22 protein-coding genes are annotated in these 22,308 nt (G+C 60.8%); 3 read left to right on the top strand and 19 right to left on the bottom strand.

Annotation, left to right across the window (positions count from 1 at the left end; genetic code table 11):
* Positions 1-17: 17 nt before the first annotated feature.
* The 13 genes from ACMGGK_RS04965 to trmJ form a co-directional block, all read right to left on the bottom strand.
* Positions 18-1,214, bottom strand: coding sequence for a bifunctional tRNA (adenosine(37)-C2)-methyltransferase TrmG/ribosomal RNA large subunit methyltransferase RlmN (locus ACMGGK_RS04965; RefSeq protein WP_239442440.1), 1,197 nt, complete (start codon positions 1,212-1,214; stop codon positions 18-20).
* A 232-nt stretch (positions 1,215-1,446) separates the two neighbouring features.
* Positions 1,447-1,872: a nucleoside-diphosphate kinase gene (ndk, locus tag ACMGGK_RS04960; protein WP_004941424.1), complete on the bottom strand. Its 426-nt coding sequence runs from the start codon at positions 1,870-1,872 to the stop codon at positions 1,447-1,449.
* Positions 1,873-2,033: 161 nt separating this feature from the next.
* Positions 2,034-2,864: an enhanced serine sensitivity protein SseB gene (gene sseB, locus ACMGGK_RS04955; RefSeq protein ID WP_049300042.1), complete on the bottom strand. Its 831-nt coding sequence runs from the start codon at positions 2,862-2,864 to the stop codon at positions 2,034-2,036.
* Positions 2,865-2,952: 88 nt separating this feature from the next.
* Entirely contained in the window at positions 2,953-4,248 is a 1,296-nt protein-coding gene (pepB, locus tag ACMGGK_RS04950) for an aminopeptidase PepB (RefSeq protein WP_025303913.1), read from the bottom strand.
* 222 nt (positions 4,249-4,470) lie between these two features.
* Positions 4,471-4,671, bottom strand: a complete 201-nt coding sequence (iscX, locus tag ACMGGK_RS04945; protein WP_006327336.1) for a Fe-S cluster assembly protein IscX — start codon at positions 4,669-4,671, stop codon at positions 4,471-4,473.
* A 32-nt stretch (positions 4,672-4,703) separates the two neighbouring features.
* Positions 4,704-5,039, bottom strand: coding sequence for an ISC system 2Fe-2S type ferredoxin (gene fdx, locus ACMGGK_RS04940; protein WP_004941417.1), 336 nt, complete (start codon positions 5,037-5,039; stop codon positions 4,704-4,706).
* Positions 5,040-5,041: 2 nt separating this feature from the next.
* Positions 5,042-6,892, bottom strand: a complete 1,851-nt coding sequence (gene hscA, locus ACMGGK_RS04935; protein ID WP_420276731.1) for a Fe-S protein assembly chaperone HscA — start codon at positions 6,890-6,892, stop codon at positions 5,042-5,044.
* Between the two features lie 32 nt (positions 6,893-6,924).
* Positions 6,925-7,446: a co-chaperone HscB gene (gene hscB, locus ACMGGK_RS04930; RefSeq protein ID WP_043138098.1), complete on the bottom strand. Its 522-nt coding sequence runs from the start codon at positions 7,444-7,446 to the stop codon at positions 6,925-6,927.
* Between the two features lie 62 nt (positions 7,447-7,508).
* Complete coding sequence (iscA, locus tag ACMGGK_RS04925) at positions 7,509-7,832, bottom strand: iron-sulfur cluster assembly protein IscA (protein WP_004941410.1); 324 nt, start codon at positions 7,830-7,832, stop codon at positions 7,509-7,511.
* Between the two features lie 54 nt (positions 7,833-7,886).
* Entirely contained in the window at positions 7,887-8,273 is a 387-nt protein-coding gene (iscU, locus tag ACMGGK_RS04920; RefSeq protein ID WP_004941408.1) for a Fe-S cluster assembly scaffold IscU, read from the bottom strand.
* 24 nt (positions 8,274-8,297) lie between these two features.
* Positions 8,298-9,512: a cysteine desulfurase gene (gene iscS / locus ACMGGK_RS04915; RefSeq protein ID WP_016929764.1), complete on the bottom strand. Its 1,215-nt coding sequence runs from the start codon at positions 9,510-9,512 to the stop codon at positions 8,298-8,300.
* A 54-nt stretch (positions 9,513-9,566) separates the two neighbouring features.
* The gene (iscR, locus tag ACMGGK_RS04910; RefSeq protein ID WP_004941404.1) at positions 9,567-10,061 is read right to left on the bottom strand and encodes a Fe-S cluster assembly transcriptional regulator IscR; all 495 of its coding nucleotides are present in this window, start codon (positions 10,059-10,061) and stop codon (positions 9,567-9,569) included.
* Between the two features lie 193 nt (positions 10,062-10,254).
* Positions 10,255-10,989 (bottom strand): tRNA (cytosine(32)/uridine(32)-2'-O)-methyltransferase TrmJ, encoded by a 735-nt coding sequence (gene trmJ, locus ACMGGK_RS04905; RefSeq protein WP_420276730.1) that lies wholly within the window; start codon positions 10,987-10,989, stop codon positions 10,255-10,257.
* Between the two features lie 119 nt (positions 10,990-11,108).
* Here trmJ and suhB point away from each other — a divergent pair, with 119 nt between their 5' ends.
* Positions 11,109-11,912, top strand: a complete 804-nt coding sequence (gene suhB, locus ACMGGK_RS04900) for an inositol-1-monophosphatase (RefSeq protein ID WP_004941400.1) — start codon at positions 11,109-11,111, stop codon at positions 11,910-11,912.
* 56 nt (positions 11,913-11,968) lie between these two features.
* Here suhB and ACMGGK_RS04895 read toward each other — a convergent pair whose 3' ends face one another.
* Both ACMGGK_RS04895 and ACMGGK_RS04890 read right to left on the bottom strand, forming a co-directional pair.
* Positions 11,969-12,991 carry a nickel/cobalt transporter gene (locus ACMGGK_RS04895; RefSeq protein WP_049299980.1) on the bottom strand — a complete coding sequence of 341 codons (1,023 nt, stop codon included), beginning with the start codon at positions 12,989-12,991 and terminating at the stop codon, positions 11,969-11,971.
* Positions 12,982-13,617: a DUF1007 family protein gene (locus ACMGGK_RS04890; protein ID WP_028127507.1), complete on the bottom strand. Its 636-nt coding sequence runs from the start codon at positions 13,615-13,617 to the stop codon at positions 12,982-12,984. Before ACMGGK_RS04890 ends, ACMGGK_RS04895 begins: the two co-directional genes overlap by 10 nt.
* 182 nt (positions 13,618-13,799) lie before the next feature.
* Here ACMGGK_RS04890 and csiE point away from each other — a divergent pair, with 182 nt between their 5' ends.
* Entirely contained in the window at positions 13,800-15,065 is a 1,266-nt protein-coding gene (csiE, locus tag ACMGGK_RS04885; RefSeq protein WP_420276729.1) for a stationary phase inducible protein CsiE, read from the top strand.
* On the opposite strand, the gene ACMGGK_RS04880 is transcribed toward csiE, so the two are convergent.
* Both ACMGGK_RS04880 and glyA read right to left on the bottom strand, forming a co-directional pair.
* On the bottom strand, positions 15,066-16,211 hold the full coding sequence (locus ACMGGK_RS04880) for a 3-phenylpropionate MFS transporter (protein ID WP_049299982.1): 1,146 nt from the start codon (positions 16,209-16,211) through the stop codon (positions 15,066-15,068). It lies immediately after the preceding gene.
* Positions 16,212-16,367: 156 nt separating this feature from the next.
* Entirely contained in the window at positions 16,368-17,621 is a 1,254-nt protein-coding gene (gene glyA / locus ACMGGK_RS04875; RefSeq protein ID WP_004941389.1) for a serine hydroxymethyltransferase, read from the bottom strand.
* 357 nt (positions 17,622-17,978) lie between these two features.
* Here glyA and hmpA point away from each other — a divergent pair, with 357 nt between their 5' ends.
* Complete coding sequence (gene hmpA, locus ACMGGK_RS04870; RefSeq protein WP_420276728.1) at positions 17,979-19,169, top strand: NO-inducible flavohemoprotein; 1,191 nt, start codon at positions 17,979-17,981, stop codon at positions 19,167-19,169.
* Between the two features lie 37 nt (positions 19,170-19,206).
* Here hmpA and ACMGGK_RS04865 read toward each other — a convergent pair whose 3' ends face one another.
* Both ACMGGK_RS04865 and ACMGGK_RS04860 read right to left on the bottom strand, forming a co-directional pair.
* Positions 19,207-20,391, bottom strand: a complete 1,185-nt coding sequence (locus ACMGGK_RS04865) for a cytochrome c (protein WP_110147290.1) — start codon at positions 20,389-20,391, stop codon at positions 19,207-19,209.
* Positions 20,388-22,298 (bottom strand): NAD(P)-binding protein, encoded by a 1,911-nt coding sequence (locus ACMGGK_RS04860; RefSeq protein WP_420276727.1) that lies wholly within the window; start codon positions 22,296-22,298, stop codon positions 20,388-20,390. The genes ACMGGK_RS04865 and ACMGGK_RS04860 overlap by 4 nt, the downstream gene beginning before the upstream one ends.
* Positions 22,299-22,308 lie beyond the last annotated feature (10 nt).

The following is a 22,308-nucleotide window of genomic DNA, read 5'->3' as shown; positions in this document are numbered from 1 at the left end:
AAATGGTGCTATAGGATTCAGACCGCCCGTACGTTGATAGGTTCCCCGGCCATTTTCTTTTTCAGGGTACGCTTGGTACGGTCGATCACTTCACCCGCCAGTTGCCCGCAGGCGGCGTCGATATCATCACCGCGGGTTTTACGAACAATAGTCGTAAAGCCGTATTCCATCAACACCTTGGAGAAACGATCCACCCGGCTGTTGGAGCTGCGGCCGTACGGAGCGCCCGGGAACGGGTTCCATGGGATCAGGTTGATCTTGCACGGCGTGTCTTTCAGCACTTCCGCCAGCTGATGCGCGTCGTCGGTGCTGTCGTTGATATGATCCAGCATCACATACTCGACGGTGACGCGGCCCTGGTTGGCGTTGGATTTCTCCAGGTAGCGACGCACCGCGGACAGGAAGGTTTCGATGTTGTACTTGCGGTTGATCGGCACGATCTCATCACGGATGGTGTCATTCGGCGCGTGCAGCGAAATAGCCAGCGCCACGTCGATCATGTCGCCCAGCTTGTCCAGCGCCGGCACCACGCCAGAGGTAGATAGAGTCACGCGGCGTTTGGACAGGCCAAAGCCGAAGTCGTCCAGCATGATTTCCATCGCCGGCACCACGTTGTTCAGGTTGAGCAGCGGCTCGCCCATGCCCATCATCACCACGTTGGTGATCGGGCGTTGGCCGGTCACCTTCAGCGCGCCGATGATCTTCGCCGCGCGCCACACCTGGCCGATGATTTCCGACACGCGCAGGTTGCGGTTGAAGCCCTGCTGCGCCGTCGAACAGAATTTGCACTCCAGCGCGCAGCCTACCTGCGAGGAGACGCACAGCGTCGCGCGGTCGGCTTCCGGGATGTATACGGTTTCGACCTGCTGATCGCCCACCTTGATCGCCCACTTGATGGTGCCGTCGGCCGAACGCTGTTCTTCCGCCACTTCCGGCGCGCGGATTTCCGCCACGCGCTGCAGCTTGCCGCGCAGGACTTTGTTGATGTCGGTCATCTGCTCGAAATCGTCGCAGCAGTAGTGGTAAATCCACTTCATCACCTGATCGGCGCGGAACGGTTTTTCGCCCATTTCGGCGAAGAACTCGCGCATTTGCTGGCGGTTCAGATCCAGCAGGTTGATTTTGGCCGCAGCCGGTTGCTCCACGTTAACGGAGGGGGTAATCAGCGAATTATTTTCAGACACGGTGTGCTCGGACGTGATGGGTTCTAACATAATGATCTCTGGCCTCGTTATTACACGTTATGGCGCTAAAGAATGGACAGTAAGTTGTGCATTTCAGCCCGCATGATTCGGGTGGCGGCACTAAAAACACGCCCCTGACAAGTCGTCTTATCAGGGGCGCGGCATTGTACAAATTTTAGTAGCGGGTTTCTATGGCTGAAAGGCATTCAGGGCATTTTTATTGTTTCAGCCGGTGAATGCCTGGCTATCAGCAACGGCACGATTAACGTGCGCAGATTTCGCTTTCGTTGAAGAAGTAAGCGATTTCACGCTGTGCGGATTCAACGGAGTCGGAACCGTGAACGGCGTTAGCGGTGAAGCTGTCCGCGTAGTCGGCGCGCAGGGTGCCGGCCAGTGCGTTGTCCGGGTTGGTTGCGCCCATGATGTCGCGGTTGCGCTGCACGGCGTTTTCAGATTCCAGAACCTGCACCATGATTGGGCCGGAGGTCATGAACTCTACCAGACCGTCGAAGAATGGGCGGCCTTTGTGCTCAGCGTAGAAGCCTTCAGCTTGCTCGCGAGTCAGACGCAGCATTTTAGCGGCGATGATTTTGAAACCGGCGCGCTCGAAACGCGCGTAGATAGCGCCGATGTCGTTGTTGGCTACAGCGTTTGGTTTAACGATGGAAAAGGTACGTTCTACGGTCATGATGGCCTCTGTATGACTTCCAAAACAGGCCGGTCTGCAATGTTGCCGGCCTTCTCAAGTGGCGCAGATTATATGTGCGCCGTTAACGCTTGCCTACGGGAAAATCAACATTTCATTAAAAAAATATGATCTTCCTGCGGCATTTCCGACAACGCGCCGCGTTACTGGGTTTTGTCGGTGGACGGAATCAAATTGCGCAGCCAGCTGCCCCAGCGGCGCTGATAAAACGGCTGCGTATGGGCGATCAGGTAGTGGCTGATGCCGCGCTCTTTCTCCGACACCAGGCAGAAATCGACCGGTTCGTCATTCGGCGCCGTTTCGCTGGCGACGCTGCCGGCCTCGTTGATCAACGCCTCGATCTCCGCCGGCTCGGCGTCCACTTCCAGCCCGATCAGCAGATTCGGCTTCTCGTCCGCCGCCTGATCGTGCATCAGCGCCAGAAACGCGCGGCGCACCGGTTTGCGCTGGCTGAACAGCGTGGTCAGCGCATCCACCATCGCCGACGGGTACTCTTCGGGCTGCCCCAACAGGATTTGGGTCTCTTTGTCGACGTAATGCTCCACCGGTTTGACGACGCCGCCGGTCGCCAGCAGCATCGCCACCTCTTCCGGGTAGAACTCTTTGCCGTATTCCGCCTTCGGGTTGAGGAACAGATCCGCGCCCTGGGTGATTTCAAACAGCACCCGAGCCGGCATGGCGATGAACGGCTGTTCGTCCTCAACGGCCTTCTGCAACGCGTCCAGCGAGGTGAAGAACGGAATGATGCTGCCGCCGTCTTGCTTTTCCCAATGCTGGATATTAACCGGCGTATCCGCGTTCAGCGTAATGTCGCCGTCCTGCTGCACCTGCTCGCTGTCGCCGAGGATCAACACCGTGGCATCGAGCAGTTCACGGAAGAACGCCGGGCGGTGGGCCGGCTCCGTCACCGCCAGCTTCAGCAGGCGTTCAAGTTCGTTCTCGCTCGGGGCGGCATCGTGATGATGGGCACTCATGGCAAACTCCAGGATCAAATAGCGAGGCCCAGCATGCTGGGCCCCGAAGATAATGCGCATTCTAGCGCCCGACGCGGCGGGCGTTCAATTATTTGGCTTTGCTCAGCAGCAGATTGGCCAGGGTACGCACGCCCAGCCCGGTCGCGCCGGCCGACCACTGATCCACCGCGCCTTTGCGGTAGGTGGCGGAGCAGTCGATGTGCAGCCAGCCCTGTTGGTAATTCTTGACGAAGTGCGACAGGAAGGCCGCCGCGGTGCTGGCGCCGGCGGTGTAGGCCGGGCCGGCCACGTTGTTCAGCTCGGCGAAGTTGGACGGCAGCTGGCTGCGGTGGAACTCGGCCAACGGCAGACGCCAGAATGGCTCTTGCTCGGCGGCGGCGCTGCTCAGCAGTTCCTGCGCCAGCGCATCGTCGAAGCTGAACAGGGCGTGGTAGTCGTTGCCCACCGCGGTTTTGGCCGCGCCGGTCAGGGTGGCGCAGTCGATAATCAGCTGCGGATTCTGCTCAGAAGCGTCGATCAGGCCGTCGGCCAGCACCAGGCGCCCTTCCGCATCGGTGTTCATCACCTCAACGGTTTTGCCGTTGCGGTAGCGAATGATGTCACCCAGTTTGAAGGCGTTGCCGCTGACCATGTTGTCGGCGCAGCACAGGTACAGCTTCACGCGCTGCTTCAGGCCGCGCGCCGCCGCCAGCGCCAGGGCGCCGGTGATGGTGGCCGCACCGCCCATGTCAGCCTTCATCGAATCCATAAAGGCGCTCTGTTTCAGGCTATAACCGCCGGTATCGAAGGTGATGCCCTTGCCGACCAGGCAAGCGAACACCGGCGCGTCCGGGTTACCGGTCGGGTTGAAGTCCAGCGCCAGCAGCACCGGCGGGCGTTCGGAACCGCGGCCGACGGTGTGGATGCCGGCATAGTTCTGCTCGCGCAGATCTTCGCCCTTGGTGATGCGGTAGCTGACGGCATCGCAGCCGACGTCGCACATCAGATCGACGGCGCGGGTCGCCAGTTGCTCCGGCCCCAGCTCTTCCGCCGGCATATTGATGGTGTCGCGCACCCAGTCAACGATCTTCAGGCGCTTATCCAGCTCCTGACGCGCGGCTTCCGGCAGCTCGGCCCATTCGACGTTGCGCTGCCCTTTCGGCCCGCGGTAGCCCTGCCAAAACGCCCAGCTGTTTTCCAAATCCCAACCGTCGCCGGCCAGCTTAACGTTTTTGATGCCCTGGCCGTCAATTTTGCGGCCCGCGCGCTGGATCGCGCCCAGCTTGTCGGCGCCGGTCAGGTGGATGGTCATCCCTTCGCCGTTGGTGCTCAGCAGCGCTTTCTCGCCCCAGCGGGCGTCGGCAGGTTGTTGCGACAGCGTGACCTGCATGAATTCTGTTGTCATAGCCTTCTTACTCCGGATGTTCCCTTTATTATTTCATAGGGCTTTATTGCATACCCTATGGATTTCAAATTGCAGCTAGGCGCCCAGCGATCTCATCCCCAGGAGCTTACTCAGGTAAGTGACTGGGGTGTGATCGTGCAGGTAACAACGCTGCGGTTTGAAAGACGACGGGTATGTCGGATACAAAATAAACGGGCCGCCCATGGCAGCCCGTTACGCTATTTACTCCGCTTCATCTAACCAGACCAGCAGGATCGCTTCCAGTATTTTTTCGTTGGAAGCCTGCGGATCGTCATCGAACTCTTCCAGATCGCAGATCCACTGATGCATGTCGGTAAAACGCACGGTTTTCGGATCGGTGTCCGGGTATTGGTCGTACAGGGCTTCGCCGATTTCACGGCTGTCGGTCCACTTCAGTCCCATTATGATCTCCTGGTTGGCGCCGCGGCTAACAATTAATGCTCACGCGCGTGGTTGACGGTGTAACGCGGCATTTCGACCACCAGATCTTCGTCGGCGACCAGCGCCTGGCAGCTCAGACGGCTTTCCGGCTCCAGCCCCCAGGCTTTGTCCAGCATGTCGTCTTCCAGCTCGCTGCTCTCTTCCAGCGAATCGAAGCCTTCACGCACGATGCAGTGGCAGGTGGTGCAGGCGCAGGATTTCTCGCAGGCGTGCTCGATTTCAATGCCGTTGCGCAGCGCAACGTTGAGGATCGACTCCCCTTTTTCGGCTTCCAGAACCGCCCCTTCCGGGCAAAGATCTTGATGGGGCAGGAAAACAATTTTAGGCATGGTTAAACCTCATCCACAGAATGGCCAGCCAGCGCGCGGCGAATGGAAGCGTCCATGCGGCGCGCGGCAAAATCTTGCGTTTGTGCATCTAATGTTTTGATGGCGTCTTCGATAGCGGCGGGATCTTCACCCTGCGCCGCCTGCTGCAACGCCTGGGTCGCGGCGGCGATCGCCTGGCTTTCCGCCTCGCTCAGCAGCGCGGCGTCGGTGGCCAGCGCGCCCTGCAGGCTTTCCAGCACCCGCGCAGCTTCCACGCGTTGCTCCGCCAGCTTGCGCGCGCCCACGTCGCTTTGCGCATTGGCCATCGAATCCTTGATCATGCCGGCGATTTCACTGTCCGACAGGCCATACGACGGCTTGACCTGGATCGAGGCTTCCACGCCGGTGGATTTCTCCATCGCGGTGACGCTCAACAGGCCGTCGGCATCCACCTGGAAGGTGACGCGAATATGCGCGCCCCCGGCAGGCAGCGGCGGCAGGCCGCGCAGCGTGAAACGCGCCAACGAACGGCAATCCTGCACCAGCTCGCGCTCGCCCTGCAGCACGTGGATCATCATTGCGCTCTGGCCGTCTTTAAAGGTGGTGAACTCCTGCGCGCGCGCCACCGGAATGGTGGTGTTGCGCGGGATCACTTTCTCCACCAAGCCGCCCATGGTTTCGAGGCCCAGCGACAGCGGGATCACGTCCAGCAGCAGCATGTCGCTGTCCGGCTTGTTGCCCACCAGAATGTCGGCCTGGATCGCGGCGCCGATGGCGACCACTTTATCCGGATCGATCGACGTCAGCGGCGTGCGGCCGAAGAAGGCGCCCACTTGCTCACGCACCAACGGCACGCGAGTGGAACCGCCGACCATCACCGCTTCCAGCACCTCGTCGGCGGCGACGCCGGCGTCTTTCAGCGCGCGGCGGCAAGCCATCAGCGTACGTTTCACTAGCGGGGCGATCAGCGCTTCAAACTGGGCGCGGGTCACTTCGCCCTGCCAACCGGCCACCTCAACGCGCACGCTGTCGGCATCGCTTAATGCGATTTTGGCGGCGATGGCGGCATCCAGCAATTGGCGCTGCACGCCGTGATCGCTGCGATCGGCCACGCCGGCCTGCTCACGCAGCCAGTCGGCCAACAGATGATCGAAGTCGTCGCCGCCCAGCGCGGAATCGCCGCCGGTGGCCAGCACTTCGAACACGCCGCGGCTGAGGCGCAGAATGGAGATATCAAAGGTGCCGCCGCCCAGATCGTAAACCGCGATCACCCCTTCCTGGCCGGAATCCAGCCCGTAGGCGATCGCCGCAGCGGTCGGTTCGTTCAGTAGGCGCAGGACATGCAGGCCGGCCAGACGCGCCGCGTCTTTAGTGCCCTGGCGCTGCGCGTCGTCGAAGTAAGCGGGAACGGTGATCACGACGCCATCCAGCTCGCCTTCCAGCGCCGCTTGCGCGCGCGCGGACAGAGCCCGCAGGATGTCGGCGGAGACGCCGACCGGATTAACCGGGCCGGCGGCGGTGACGATCAGCGGCAGGCCGTTGTCGCTGGCCTGAAATTGATACGGCAGGTTCGGGTAACGTTGCTGCACGTCCGCCAACGAACGGCCCATCATGCGTTTGATGGAGCTGATGGTATTGGCCGGATCCTGCGCCGCCTGTTGGCGCGCATCCCAGCCGACGCGCTGCGCGTCCGCCTGATAATGCACCACCGAAGGCAGCAAATGGCGCCCCTGATCGTCGGCCAGCGTTTCCGCTTGCCCGCTGCGCACCGTGGCGACCAGCGAGTTGGTGGTGCCTAAGTCGATGCCGGCGGCCAGACGTCGCTGGTGCGGCGCGGCGCTGAGGCCAGGCTCACTAATTTGTAATAAGGCCATGTTGAAGCTTCCACAATCAGAATCAGAAGGTGTTACTCAAAACCCAGCAGTTTTTCTTCGAGTTGTTCAACCTGTTGCTGGAGTTTGTCCAAAAAGCGCAGCTTGCGCACGGTGTCGGCGGCATCCGCCCACTGTTCACTGTCCAACTGCTGCAGCATCAGCGCGCTGCGCTGCTTGATGGAGGTGGCCAGCCGCGCGCCGAAATCGGCCAGCAGGCTTTCCGCTTCCGGCTTGCGCTCAATGGCGTCGAGCTCTTCGCGCAGCTCCAGCTGTTCCATCAGGAACGCGGTGTCGCGCATCGTATGCTGTTCGTTGCCCAGATCGAAGCCGTGCAAAGATAGCATATACTCCGCGCGTTTTAACGGGTGCTTCAGCGCCTGGTAGGCTTCGTTGATGGTCGCCGCCTGCTGCAACGCCATCAGGCGTTCGCGCTCCGGCTGGTTGGCAAAACGATCGGGGTGAAATTGGCGCTGCAGATCCTGGAAGCGGGACGCAAGCAGGCTGCCGTCCACGGTGTAGCGAACTGGCAGCCCGAATAAAGTAAAGTAATCCATAGCGTGCTCTGGGCGTTAGCGGATGAAGTTCCCCCGCCGAAACGGGGGAGCACGATGGACTGTCAGACGTTGAAACTCTCGCCGCAGCCGCACTCGCTTGAGACGTTCGGGTTGTTGAACTTGAAGCCTTCGTTCAGGCCTTCCTTAACGAAATCAAGCTCGGTGCCGTCAAGGTAGACCAGGCTCTTGCCGTCGATGATCACCTTGATGCCTTTGTCTTCAAATACGATGTCGTCATCGTTGGCTTCGTCAACAAATTCCAGCACGTACGCCATCCCGGAACAACCGGAAGTTCGCACTCCCAGACGCAGACCGAGACCCTTGCCGCGGTTCGTCAAAAACGCCTGAACACGCTGCGCAGCGCTGTCGCTCATGGTAATAGACATCACAACCTCACACTTCACATCAAAGCCCGGCGCGGCCGGGCCGACTCAGACAAATTACTTGGCGCTATGCTTGCTCTTATAGTCGGCAATCGCTGCTTTGATGGCGTCTTCAGCCAGGATCGAGCAGTGAATTTTGACCGGCGGCAATTCCAGCTCTTCGGCGATCTGGGTGTTTTTGATCGCTTCAGCCTGATCGAGCGACTTGCCTTTCATCCATTCGGTCACCAGCGAGCTGGAGGCGATGGCGGAACCGCAGCCGTAAGTTTTAAAGCGCGCGTCTTCGATGATGCCTTCATCGTTAACCTTGATTTGCAGCTTCATGACGTCGCCACAAGCCGGCGCCCCTACCATGCCGCTGCCGACGGTAGGGTCTTCGTTGTCGAAAGAACCCACGTTGCGCGGGTTTTCATAATGATCGATTACTTTTTCGCTGTAAGCCATGACCTTGCTCCTGAAACCTGAGAATTAATGATGCGCCCATTCAATGCTGTTGATGTCCACGCCCTGCTTGAACATCTCCCACAGCGGGGACAGATCGCGCAGACGGCCGATGGATTTACGCACCAGTTGAATGGTGTAGTCGATCTCTTCTTCCGTGGTGAAACGCCCCAGGGAGAAACGGATCGAGCTGTGCGCCAATTCATCGCTCATGCCCAGCGCGCGCAGCACGTAGGACGGCTCGAGGCTGGCGGAGGTACAGGCTGAACCGGAAGAAACGGCCAGGTCTTTCAGCGCCATGATCAGCGACTCGCCTTCAACGTAGTTGAAGCTGACGTTCAGGATGTTCGGTGCGCCGTGCTCCAGATCGCCGTTCAGATACACTTCTTCCATATCTTTCACGCCGTTCCACAAACGGTCACGCAGGGTGCGCAGACGCGCCATCTCTTCGGTCATCTCTTCTTTGGCGATGCGATAAGCTTCGCCCATGCCGACGATCTGGTGGACAGGCAGGGTGCCGGAACGCATGCCGCGCTCGTGACCGCCGCCGTGTACCTGCGCTTCGATGCGGATGCGCGGCTTGCGACGCACGTACAGCGCGCCGATGCCTTTCGGGCCATAGATTTTGTGGCCGGAGAACGACATCAGGTCGACTTTCAGCTTGCTCAGATCGATAGGCAGTTTGCCCACGCTCTGGGTGGCGTCAACGTGGTAGATGATACCGCGCGCACGGCACATTTCGCCGATCGCTTCGATGTCCTGCACCACGCCGATTTCGTTGTTGACGTGCATGATGGAGACCAGGATGGTGTCATCGCGCAGCGCCGCTTCGAGATCCTGCAGGCTGATGATACCGTTGCTCTGCGGCGCCAGGTAGGTGACTTCAAACCCTTCGCGCTCCAGCTGACGGCAGGTGTCGAGCACGGCTTTGTGTTCGGTTTTGCTGGTGATGATGTGCTTGCCTTTTTTCTGGTAGAAATTGGCAGCGCCTTTGATCGCCAGGTTGTCGGATTCGGTCGCCCCGGAGGTGAAGACGATTTCGCGCGGGTCGGCGCCCACCAGTTCGGCGATTTGGTTACGGGCGATGTCTACCGCCTCTTCCGCCTGCCAACCGAAACGGTGGGAACGGGAAGCCGGGTTGCCGAAAGTGCCGTCCAGGGTCAAAAACTGCATCATCTTCTCAGCAACGCGCGGGTCAACCGGCGTCGTTGCTGAGTAATCCAGATAAATCGGTAATTTCATTGCTCTTGTGCTCCGTACATCACTTCCAAAAACTAAAATAATTTCGCCAGCTGCTTATGCGCGCAGATTAACGTTGATAGTTTCTTGCGGACGGCCGTTGGCCGTGCGGCGCGTATCGTTGTTTTGACGATCCGCCACCACCAGCACTTCCTGGTTGTTGACCAGTTCTGCCAGCGTAATGTTGTTCAGGAACCCGCTGATGCGCTCGCTCAGATCGCGCCACAGGGCGTGGGTCAAGCAGCGATCGCCGCCCTGACAGCCTTCTTTGCCCTGGCAACGGGTTGCATCTACCGATTCATCGACGGCAGTGATGACAGCGCCAACGGCGATCTCACCCGCGTCTTTACCCAGCAGATAACCACCGCCCGGGCCACGCACGCTGGCCACCAGGCCATTCTTGCGCAGACGGGAGAATAATTGTTCCAGATAAGAGAGCGAAATACCCTGGCGTTCGGAAATGTCCGCCAGTGGCACCGGCCCTTCCTGGGAATGCAGCGCTACGTCGAGCATAGCGGTTACGGCATAACGGCCTTTGGATGTCAGTCTCATAGCTCAATGGTTACCTGTTGGTCAAATATGGCCGAAAGTCTGACATTCCTGAGTAAAACAGTCAACTATTTAACCCAGTAATTAACTCAAGTATTAGCACGTTTTGAACTTAGCAAGAACAAAGGTATATAAAATACATGTTATAACCTTTGGATAACTAATACTATTGTCACCCACCGTTATGCCACATCAATTAATTACCTTGATGTTTATCCTGTTTCTCGATCGACGTCAGCATGCCGCGCAGGATATTCAGCTCCTGCCCTTCCGGGCGCGCGCGGGTGAACAGCCGACGCAGGCGGTTCATCACCTGGCCCGGATGCGACGGGCGAATGAAACCGGTGCGCTGCAGCGTCTGCTCCAGATGCTGATAGAAACGCTCGAGGTCGTCCACCAGCGGATACGGCGTCTCTTCCAACTGCGGCGCGCCCGCCTGTTGGCGATCGAGGTAAGCCACGCGCACTTCGTACGCCAGGATCTGCACCGCCATCGCCAGGTTCAGCGAGCTGTAGTCCGGGTTGGCCGGAATGGCGACGTGGTAGTGGCACTTTTGCAATTCATCATTGGTCAGCCCGACGCGTTCGCGGCCGAACACCAGCGCCACCGGCGCATGCTCGCCCTCGTGCACCACGCGCACGCCGCATTCGCGCGGCTCCAGCATCGGCCACGGCAAGGTGCGAGAACGTGCGCTGGTGCCCACCACCAGGCTGCAGCCGGCGATGGCGTCATCGAGGGTATCGACGATAGTGGCGTTGCCGATCACGTCGCTGGCGCCGGCGGCCAGGGCGATGGCCTGAGAATCGGGTTTGATCAGCGGATTAACCAGATAAAGGTTGGTTAAACCCATGGTTTTCATGGCTCTGGCGGTCGAGCCCATGTTGCCGGTATGTGAAGTCTCTACCAGAACAATGCGGATATTGTGCAGCATACAAACTCTGAGCGTGGCGGAAAATCGCAGCATCTTAACACAGCCGTAGGCAATTTGCCGAACAGCTGCTATACTTCGCGCCGTTTCCTGTTCTTTAACATCCTAGTTGGAAGATACCCATGCATCCGATGCTGACTATCGCCGTGCGCGCTGCGCGCAAGGCCGGTAACCTGATTGCCAAAAACTACGAAACCCCGGACGCTGTAGAAGCGAGCCAGAAAGGGACCAATGACTTCGTCACCAACGTCGATCGCGATGCAGAGCATCTGATCATCGACGTCATCCGCAAGTCTTATCCGCAACACAGTATCGTGAGCGAAGAACGCGGTGAGCTGATCGGCGAAGATCGCGATGTGCAATGGGTGATCGATCCACTGGATGGCACTGCAAACTTCATCAAACGTTTCCCTCATTTCTCCGTTTCCATCGCCGTACGCATCAAAGGCCGTACCGAAGTGGCCGTGGTTTACGATCCGATGCGCAACGAACTGTTCACCGCCACGCGCGGCCAGGGCGCACAGCTCAACGGTTACCGTCTGCGCGGCACCAACGCCAAAGATCTGGATGGCACCATCCTGGCGACCGGCTTCCCGTTTAAAGTCAAACAGCACGCCACGCCTTACATCAATATCGTCGGCAAGCTGTTCACCCAGTGCGCGGACTTCCGCCGCACCGGTTCCGCTGCGCTGGATCTGGCCTATGTCGCCGCCGGCCGCGTGGACGGTTTCTTCGAAATCGGCCTGAAGCCGTGGGACTTCGCCGCAGGCGAACTGCTGGTGCGTGAAGCCGGCGGCCTGGTCACCGACTTCGTCGGCGGCCACAATCACTTCAGCTCCGGCAACGTGGTCGCAGGCAACCCGCGCGTGGTGAAAGCCATGCTGGCCACCATGCGTGAAGAACTGAGCGAAGCGCTGAAGCGTTAATCGCCAGAAGCGAATCGAAAAAAAGCGCTGCCGATGCAGCGCTTTTTTTATGCCCGTTAGCGGGAGAAGGGGCGGATGCCGCCGCCGAATTCCGGCTGCGCGCTGACGTAGAGCAACAGCCCGGCGGCCAACAGGATCAGACCGCCGGCCAGCGCCAGCGCCCCCCAGGCCACCGCGCTCCAGGCGGCGGGCGCGCGCGAACGACTGAGGCGCACCGCCAGCCGGCGGCTGTAATGCACCAACAGCGCCAGCATGGAGATGGTCAACGAGGTGCCGAACGCCATCGCCAGCGCGGAGATCACTCCCCAGCCGAACACGCCGATCACCTTGGAAAACAGCAACACCAAAATCGCTCCCGAACAGGGACGCATGCCCATCGCCAGCACGATGGCGGCCTGAGTGCGCCAATCGCTTCCCGCCTGCAGCTCGCTGTCGCTCGGCAGATGCCGGTGGCCGCAGCCGCAATTGGCGCTGTGCACATGATCCGCCGCCAGCGGCGTCAGGCTGTTGATGCGCAGCGCCGGCGCCGGGCGCATCGCCTTGATCGCCGCAAACAGGCGTTTCAGCGCGCGCCAACTCAGCAGCACGCCAAGCAGCATCACCAGGATAAAGCTGCCCTTCTCCAGCCAGAAACTGCTTTGATGCAGCTGGCGCGAAGAGAGCTGTAACACCACCAGCATCAACGTGACCAGCGCGATCGCCACCCCGCCCTGCACCAGCGAAGCGGCGAAGGTCAGCTTCAGGCTGCTTTTCAGCCGCGCCGGATGGGTGGCCAGATAGGTGGCGATCACCACTTTGCCGTGGCCGGGGCCGAGCGCATGCAAGACGCCATAGCCGAGGCTGAACAGCATCAGCGCCAGCCCGGCCTGCTGCGGCGCGGCCTTCACCTGCTGCAATAGCCCCGCCATCTGCTGGTGCAGCGCTTTTTGCCATACCACGCTCTGCATCAGCAGCTGCGGCCAATAGTACCACGCCAGCAGCGCGGCGGCCGCCAGCGCCAGCGTAAACGGCAGCAGCGGCCACAGGCCGAAGGCCCAGTGGCGCCGGCTCGTCGTCGGTTGCGAGAGATTCAGCGACATTGCAGCGTCACCCGCTGGGCGAACTGCTGCCCCAGCGCCAGGTCTTCACCGGGCGAGTCGTTCTTGTCGAGCGACAGCGCATAGGCCTGCAGCGACGCATTCGGCTGCGGCGTCATCAGCTTGTAGCTGCACTGCTGCGCCATCTCCGGCGGCAAATGCAGCGCATTTTGATCTTTATAGGTCATATCCACGAAATAAGTCGGATCGTAAGTAGAAAGTTCGAACGGCTTGCCCGCCAGCGGCTGCGGTTCGGCCAACGGCAGCACGAACTCCAGCACCGCCTGGTTGCCCTGGCGCGACAGGTGATATTCGCTGGGCAAGTTCAGGTATTTCACCGGCTTGCCGTCGCGGTAAAGATCGGTGAAATAGTGCTGCCCCAGCACATTGGCCATCACTTCCGCCGCCAGCTTTTTCCATACTTCCGAATCGCTCTTGGCGTTTTTCGCATCGTAGAGCAGATCCGCCGAGGTGATTTCATCCATCACCCACACCATTTTCAGGCCGACCAGCCGCTGGTCCTTGGCGACAAAGGTGGTGTTCATGTCGATAAAGCTGTGTGGATGCGCGATCGCACCCGCGCTGAACACGGCGCCGAAAGCAGCCAAAAGACGACGTAACTTCATCATTATCCTGTCTTACCTGCATTTGTTATAACGTAACACAAATAACTGCCGAACGGCCCGCCTCTCCCGGCGATATTTGTGACGAAAGTTGTAAGCCGAAGTAAAAGCCGCGCTGTCATCCTGACGTTGCAAAGCCTTTTGCTATGCTTAGGCATAATCGCAACCTTTTATGCCGGAAGGTGATAATGAGCCTGGACACCTCTCCCGTGCCCGCGCTCTCCGGACAACAACGGCGCTGCCATCTGCTGCTGATGCTGTACACGCCGGAGCCCGAGTTACAGCTGGAGACCCTAAGCCGAATCAACGGCGTCGCCCCCCCGATAACCCGGCAAGATATAGCCGAGGTAGCCAGTGAAATCCAGCGTTTCCATCACCTGGAGATCGCCGTCGATCCCGACCATGGCTACCAACTGCGGGGCAGCGCGCTTGACCAACGCCTGTGCCTGATCCATTGGCTGCGGCGGGCGCTGCGCTGCAGCCCGCTGTTTGTCGAAAGCGACTTCGCCCCGCGCCTGAGGCAAGCGCTGGCGGCCGATGCCGTCCCCACGTCTGCGCTGGCGGAGGCGATCGACGCCTGCGGGCCGCTGCTTAACCGCCACTTCGACGCGCGCGACCGCCAATTTCTGCAGCATTACCTGCTCTACTGCGCCTGGCAAAATCGCCTGCAGCAGCATCCGCGTTTCGACGCCGTTCAACGCGACTGGCTGCGGCAAAAACCGGAGCAGCAAGCCGCCGCCTGGCTGCATCAGGCCTGCAACCGGCTGTTTAACCAGCCGCCGCAGACAGACGAGCGCGATTTTTTGGCGCTGACCTTCACCCTGTTGAAAAATCACAGCTACCACAGCAATGACTCGGCGCAAGAGCAGCGGTTGATGACGGCGATCGACAGCATGGTCGAGCGTTTCCAGCAGCTTTCCGACATGGCCTTCAGCAACAAGGCGGAGCTGGTCAGCCAGCTGTTCGCCCACCTGGCGCCGGCGCTGGAGCGCTGCCGTTTCGCCATCGGCATCGACAATATGCTGCTGGAAGACGTGGTGCGCAAATACCCGCGGCTGATGCGCACCACGCAGGAAGCGCTGAAACCGCTGGAACAGGAGTACGGCGTGCATTTTTCCAACGAGGAGGCGGGCCTGGTGGCCATCAGCTTCGGCGCCTGGCTGATGCAGGACAACGCGCTGCAGGAAAAACAGGTGCTGTTGCTGACGCTGGACAACCCGCAGCTGGAAGAGGAGGTAGAATATCAGATCCGCGAGCTCACGCTGCTGCCGCTGAACATCAAATATCTGCCGCTGAGCGACTATCTGTGCGGCGGAGCGCCGCAGGGCGTCACGCTGGTGATCACCCCCTACGCGGCGGTGCACAGCGCTCCGCACCCGCCGCTGATCTATACCGAACTGCCGCTGGAAAACCGCCAGCGCCAGGCCATCCGCGCGCTGCTGGAAGCCCCTTAATCACCGGCTGACGCTGACCGCCGGCGGCCGGATGAACAAGGCCGGCACCGCGACCGCCGCCATCACCCAGAACACCCCGCCCTGCCAATGTTCGAACAGGAACCCGGCAATGACCGTCATGACGGCGATGCCGCCGCCCATCGCCAGCGCCGAATACACCGCCTGCAGTTGGATCACCTCTTGCCCCTGGCGCGCGGCGATAAAGCGCATCGCCGCCAGATGGCAGACGGTGAAGGTGCCGCAGTGCAGGATTTGGATCAGCAGCAGCCAACCCAGCTCGGTGCTGTAGGCCATCAGGCTCCAGCGCAACACGCCGCAACAGGCGGAAAGCAGCAGCAGGTTGCGCGCATTCCAGCGGCGGAACAGCACGTTGCTGCTGGCGAAAATAATCACTTCCGCCACCACGCCCAGCGACCACAGATAACCGATGGTCGAGGCCGAATAGCCCGCCTCCTGCCAGTAAATGGAGCCGAAGCTGTAGTAGCCGGCGTGCGCGCCCTGCAGCAGCGTGACGCACAGCAGGAAGCGCCACACCGGCCCCTCTTTCAGCAGCGCCAACAGCGAACGCTCGGCCCCGCCGTGCGTGCGCGCTTCGCCCTGCGGCATCACGCTCGGCTTCAGCAGCATGCCCAGCAGCATCGCCAGCACGCTGAGGATCAGGCTGTAGAGAATGGCGTTATGGCCCCACACCGCCACCAGTTGCCCGGTCAGCGCCGAGCCGATGACGAACGCCAGCGAGCCCCACAGCCGCACCCGGCCGTAGTCCATACGGATCTGCTTTTGCCAGGTGGCGGCCAGCGCGTCGGTCAGCGGCACCAGCGGCGAGAAGAACAGGTTGAACCCCGCTATCACCAGCATCAGCCAGCCCCAACCGTTGCCGAAACAGAAGCCAACCGCGAAAGCCAGGGTCAGCAGCGCCAGCAGGCGCAGGGCGGCGACCAGATGAGAGGGATCTTTAACGCGGGGAGCAATCAGTAAACTGCCGAGGAAGCGGGCCACCAAACCGGCGCCGAGCAATATGCCGATGGTTTCGGGCGCGATGCCCTCGCCTTTCAGCCACACGCCCCAGAACGGTAAGAAAATGCCGTAGGAAAAAAAGTAGGTGAAATAACTGAGCGCGAGCCAACGCGTGGATTGCAGAACCATGATCCCTCCGGTGTGAGGGCAATACTTTGACAGAGCTCACACCGGCCCGCAATCCTCATTCCACTTCAATGCGTTAGAGTGCCAGGCAGCTCACAGTTTGCCGCAAGCGGCCATAAAAAAACCCGCCGCAGCGGGTTTTGTCAGGCGAAAGCGGGATTAGGCGTAAACCGGCAGGCGGGCGCAGATATCCAGCACTTTCTTCTTGGTGCGTTCGATGGTGGCTTCATCGTTGATGTTGTCCAACACATCACAGATCCAACCGGCCAGTTCGCGCACGTCGGCTTCTTTGAAGCCGCGACGGGTGACGGCCGGGGTGCCGATACGCACGCCGGAGGTAACGAACGGGCTCTTCGGATCGTTCGGCACGCTGTTTTTGTTGACGGTGATGTTGGCGCGGCCCAGGGCGGCGTCAGCTTCTTTACCGGTCAGGTTTTTGTCGACCAGATCCAGCAGGAACAGGTGGTTATGGGTGCCGCCGGAGACCACTTTGTAGCCGCGCTGCAGGAACACTTCCACCATCGCCTTGGCGTTGACCGCCACTTGCTGCTGGTAAACCTTGAACTCAGGCTCCATCGCTTCTTTCAGCGCCACCGCCTTGCCGGCGATCACGTGCATCAGCGGGCCGCCCTGGCCGCCAGGGAACACGGCGGAGTTCAGCTTCTTGTACAGCTCTTCGTCGCCGCCCTTCGCCAGGATCAGGCCGCCGCGCGGGCCCGCCAGGGTTTTGTGGGTGGTGGTGGTGACGATGTGCGCGTGCGGCACCGGGTTCGGGTACACGCCGGCGGCGATCAGGCCGGCCACGTGCGCCATGTCGACGAACAGGTAAGCGCCGATGCTGTCGGCGATTTCGCGCATTTTGGCCCAGTCAACCACGCCAGAGTAGGCGGAGAAGCCGCCGATGATCATTTTCGGCTTGTGGGTTTGCGCCTGTTTGGCCAGATCGTCATAGTCGATTTGACCTTTGTCGTCGATGCCGTAAGGCACCACGTTATACAGTTTGCCGGACAGGTTAACCGGGGAACCGTGGGTCAGGTGGCCGCCGTGCGCCAGGTTCATGCCCAGAATGGTGTCGCCCGGCTGCAGCAGCGCGGTGTACACGGCGAAGTTAGCCTGGGAGCCGGAGTGCGGCTGCACGTTGGCGTAATCGGCGCCGAACAATTCTTTGGCGCGGTCGATAGCCAGCTGCTCAACGATATCCACGTATTCGCAGCCGCCGTAGTAACGCTTGCCCGGATAGCCTTCAGCGTATTTGTTGGTCAGCTGGGAACCCTGAGCCTGCATTACGCGCGGGCTGGTGTAGTTCTCCGACGCGATCAGCTCGATGTGCTCTTCCTGACGCACCACTTCCTGCTCCATGGCACGCCACAGTTCCGCATCGTAATCGGCAATGTTCATTTCACGCTTTAACATCCGGCATCTCCTGACTTAAATCAGCTAACTAAAAAATCACCAAATAACTACCCGTTTGGGGTCTGGGCCACAGTGTAAACCGTTTCGCCCTACCGAAGATAGGTCTTGACAGAGGTTTTTACGCAAACGATTGGCATAAGGCGGCGCAAGGCTTTGATCCGCGAAACGCTGCCGTTTATCAACGGACATTTCCTCATGCGAACAATGCGCTTTTTTCATGTTCTGTGAGCGCGATCGACGCCGGAAGAACACCGCAACGAAAACAAGGGTATTTACAAGCGGCGTGGAACCCAATAAGATGCATTTAAAATACATCATTAGAATTCTCGTCAAGATCCCAACCCAAGGAGCGCTCCCATGCTGGATAGCCAAACCATCGCCACCGTGAAATCCACCATCCCCCTGCTGGCAGCAACCGGGCCGAAGCTGACCGCCCACTTTTACGATCGCATGTTCGCCCACAACCCGGAATTGAAAGACATTTTCAATATGAGCAATCAGCGCAACGGCGATCAGCGTCAGGCGCTGTTCGACGCCATCTGCGCCTATGCCGCCAACATCGAGAACCTGGCGGCGCTGCTGCCGGCGGTGGAGCGCATCGCGCAGAAGCACACCAGCTTCAATATCCAGCCGGAGCAGTACAACATCGTCGGCGGCCACCTGCTGGCGACGCTGGACGAAATGTTCAGCCCGGGCCAGGAAGTCTTGGACGCCTGGGGCAAAGCCTACGGCGTGCTGGCCAACGTATTTATCCAGCGTGAAGAGCAGATTTATCAGCAGAGCGAAACCGACAACGGCGGCTGGCGCGATCTGCGCGCATTCCGCATCCTGAAGAAACAGCCGCAGAGCGACGTGATCTGCAGCTTCGTGCTGGCACCGGTGGACGGCGGCCGGGTGGCGGACTTCAAACCGGGGCAATACCTGGCGGTTTACATCAAGCACGACAGCCTGGAGCATCAGGAAATTCGCCAGTACTCGCTGACCACCTCGCCGAACGGCGAGTTCTACCGCATCGCGGTGAAGCGTGAAGATCAGGGCAAAGTGTCCAACTACCTGCACCAGCAGGCGCAGGAAGGCGACGTGATCTACATCGCCCCGCCGCACGGCGACTTCTTCCTCGACGTGACGCCGACTACGCCGGTGGCGCTGATCTCCGCCGGCGTTGGCCAAACCCCAATGCTCGGCATGCTCAACACCCTGCACGACAGCCAACATCAGGCGCAGGTCCACTGGCTGCACGCGGCGGAAAACGGCAGCGTGCACGCCTTTGCCGATGAAGTGGCGGATATTGCCGGGCGCATGCCGAATCTGAGTCGCCATGTGTGGTACCGCGAGCCGGGTGCCGATGACGTGGAAGGCCGCGACTACCACAGCCGCGGATTGATGGATTTGAGCGCGCTGCAAGGCAGCCTGGCCGATCCGCAGATGCACTATTACTTCTGCGGCCCGGTGGCCTTCATGCAGTTCGTGGGCAAACAGCTGCTGGAGATGGGGGTAGAGGCCGAGCGCATCCACTACGAATGCTTCGGCCCGCATAAAGTGCTGTAATGCGTGCGGAGCGCGGCCGTCAGACCGCGCTCCCTCTTCATTTCGCCTGCAGTTGGCGCGCGTCCTGGACCTGCTGTACCGTCACCGGCGCCGCCTGGTTGCCCCAGCTTCCCCGCAGATAGCTCATCAGATCCGCCGCTTGACGATCGTTCAACGCCCAGCCGTAAGCCGGCATGTCGAACGCCATCGCCTGCTGCGTGATCGGCGTATGCGCCCCTTCCAGCACCACCCGCAGCGCGGTCAGCGGATTGTCCGCCGTTACCGTGGCGTTGCCCGCCAGCGCCGGAATGGCGAAGTCGGTGCCTTCACCTTTATTGCCGTGGCAGGTCGAGCAGTACATCGCATAGGTCGCCTTGCCGCCCGAATTATCCGCCTGCACGACAGGCGCAGCGGCTTTGGCGGCGGTGTCCGGCGCCAGGCTGCGCAGGTACACCGCGATGGCGTTCAGATCGCCGTCGCTGAGGTACTGCGTGCTGTGGGTCACCACATCGCTCATCGGCCCGGCGACCGCCGCATGGCGGCTGCGGCCGGTCTTCAGCAGCGCCGTCACCTCTTCCGGCGGCAGCCCGCGCAGATTGGAGGCGTACCAGCCGTCCAGCTCGGCGCCGCTCAGGAACACCGGTTCCTTGCCGTCCAGCCCCTTCTCCTGCATCGCCCAGCCGCGCGGCGTATGGCAGCTGCCGCAGTGGCCCGCGCCCTGCACCAGATAAGCGCCGCGGTTCCACTCGGCGCTTTGCTGCGGATCCGCCTGATACGGCTGGTCGTCGTGGAACAGCTGATTCCACACCGCCAGCGGCCAGCGCATCGACAGCGGCCAGCTGATGTCGCTGTCCCGGTTGGCGACGTTCTGCGCCGGCACCTCATTCATCAGATAGTCATACAGCGCGCGCATGTCTTCCGCGCTCATTTTGGCGTACGAGGTGTACGGCATCGCCGGGTAGAGCCGGTGGCCGTCTTTGGCCACCCCCTGACGCATGGCGCGATCGAACTCTTCGAACGAATAGGCGCCGATGCCGTGCAGCTTGTCCGGCGTGATGTTGGTGGCGTAGATAGCCCCGAGCGGCGTCGGAAACTTCATGCCACCCGCCAATTCTGCGCCGCCCGGCGCGGTATGGCAGGCGGTGCAGTCACCGGCTTTGGCGACGTATTCCCCGGCCGACATCGCCTGGGCAGAACCGCCGGCGGCCAGCAGGCTCAACAGGTACAGCGAGCGCAGATTCATGCTCCCTCCTTGGCGGCAATCTTGCCGTAGGCCAGTTCATTCACCGCACGCCACGCCTGATCGATCGCCGAGTTGGCGTACGGGCTCCAGTCGGCATCGGAGTTGGCGATAGCGATCTTGCCGATCGGCTGCCGCGCCGTTTCGATGATTTTCTTGGCTTCGTCTTCGTCATCAAACAGCCCGTTAAGGAAGTAGGAGTAACCGTGTGACCAGCGGTTGACAGTGATCGCCTGAATGTCGCGCTGATGATCGAAACCGGCCTCGCCCAGCATGCCCTGCAGCTGTTCGCGGATCATCTGTTCGTGCACTTCGAACGGCGTGCCCAGCAGCAGCGCGCGCCCTTTGCGCGACTGTTCGCGCGTGCTGAGGCCGCTGCCCGGCAGCGTCGGCACATAGACCATATGCAGGCCGATCGGCCGATCCGGATCGCGCGGGTGCTGATACCCGCCCATGCTCACCGGATAGTCCAGCTTCACGCGGCTGTACGGCGCGGCCGGCGAATAGACCTCGTGCACGCCCAGCTTGATGAACGGCTGCCAGTTGCGGATCACCACCTTGCTGTACACCAGGGGCGCCTTGACGTTCTGCTTCAGCGCCTCCTGCTGCTCGTGCGCCATCTCCGGCACCAGATACGGGATCATCATGTTGTAGCCGGCCATCACCACCTGTCCGGCGCGCACTTTGGTCATCTTCTCGCCGGTCATGTAGGTGACTTCCACCTTGTCGCCGACGTTGGCCGCGTGCAGCCCGGTGCTGTTCAAACGCAGCTTCACCGGCGATTCCGGCCGATCGAGCTGGCTGTAGTCGAATTTAGCCAGCACCACGTCGTTCATGTCCTTGCCGGCCGGCGCCACCGCCGGGATCAGTTGGCGCACCATCAGGCGCGCCAGCGTGGCGTTGCCGTCCGGGAAGTGGAACACGTAAGGATCGTCGAGATCCGCCTGCGACTCTTCGTCCAGCGGCGGCAGATTCATGCCGTTCAGGCCCGGCAGATCGCAAATGCGCGCATCACTGCACGACGTGCCGTCGATGCCCACCGCCTGGAAATCGTTGGTGGTCTGCTGGAAATAACGGATCGCCAGTTCGCTCAGACCCACCTTCTCGCGCAGGAACTGGGTGTAGCTGTGGCTGTCGAGCCAGTCGACCTTCTGCTCCAGCGTCATCTCCGGCAGATAGTCTTTCTCCACCGTGTGCAGCGCGATCAGCGCCTGGCGATCGCTTTCCGGCAGCGGGAAATCGCCGATGAACGCTTCATAAGAGCGGCCGTTGAGGCGATCGCGCGGAATGTCGTCCGCCACCGTGCGGCCCGGATCGCCGCTCACCACCTTGTCGACGCCGAAGTTCTTGCGATCGAAGTAAACCCCGCGGCTCAAATTCAAATCCGGGTAGAAGGTGGTGTCGAAAGCCTGCTCCAGTTGGTCGATATCGACGCCGAGCTTGCGCAGCAGCCCCATCGCCACCGGGCTGAAGTTGGAGCGCGGCGACTGCAGCGATTCGCTGCCGCCGTAGCCGAGCAGCATGCCGTCGTCGCTGTTGAACTCGTTGCGCTTGGCGTGGCCGCCGAAGTCGTCGTGGTTGTCGATCAAAAGAATGCGCTGCTGCTCGCCTTTCAGCTGCTGCCAGAAACAGGCGGCCGCCAGCCCGCTGATGCCGGCGCCCACCACCACCAGATCGAACTCTTCAACGGCGGGCACGCTGCCGAAATCAAAGGTTTTGCCGTCGCGCCCCAGCTGGTGCGCATGCTCGAACGAGCCCGGATGATTGCCCCGCAGCCCGGTCAGCACCGGCGGATAGTACAGGGTTTGATTGGCGGTTTGCGGCGACGCGCGCAAGATTTGCAGCGGCGTCAACCCGGCGGCGATGGTGATCGCCACTCCGTTGAGAAAATCGCGTCTGGTGATACCCATATAGGCTTCC

Origin of the sequence: Serratia sp. BNK-33-b (assembly GCF_048684565.1) — a bacterium.
Lineage (GTDB): Bacteria > Pseudomonadota > Gammaproteobacteria > Enterobacterales > Enterobacteriaceae > Serratia > Serratia marcescens.
The sequence above is the reverse complement of the archived record's forward strand: the minus strand, read 5'-3'. Positions and strand labels throughout refer to the sequence as shown.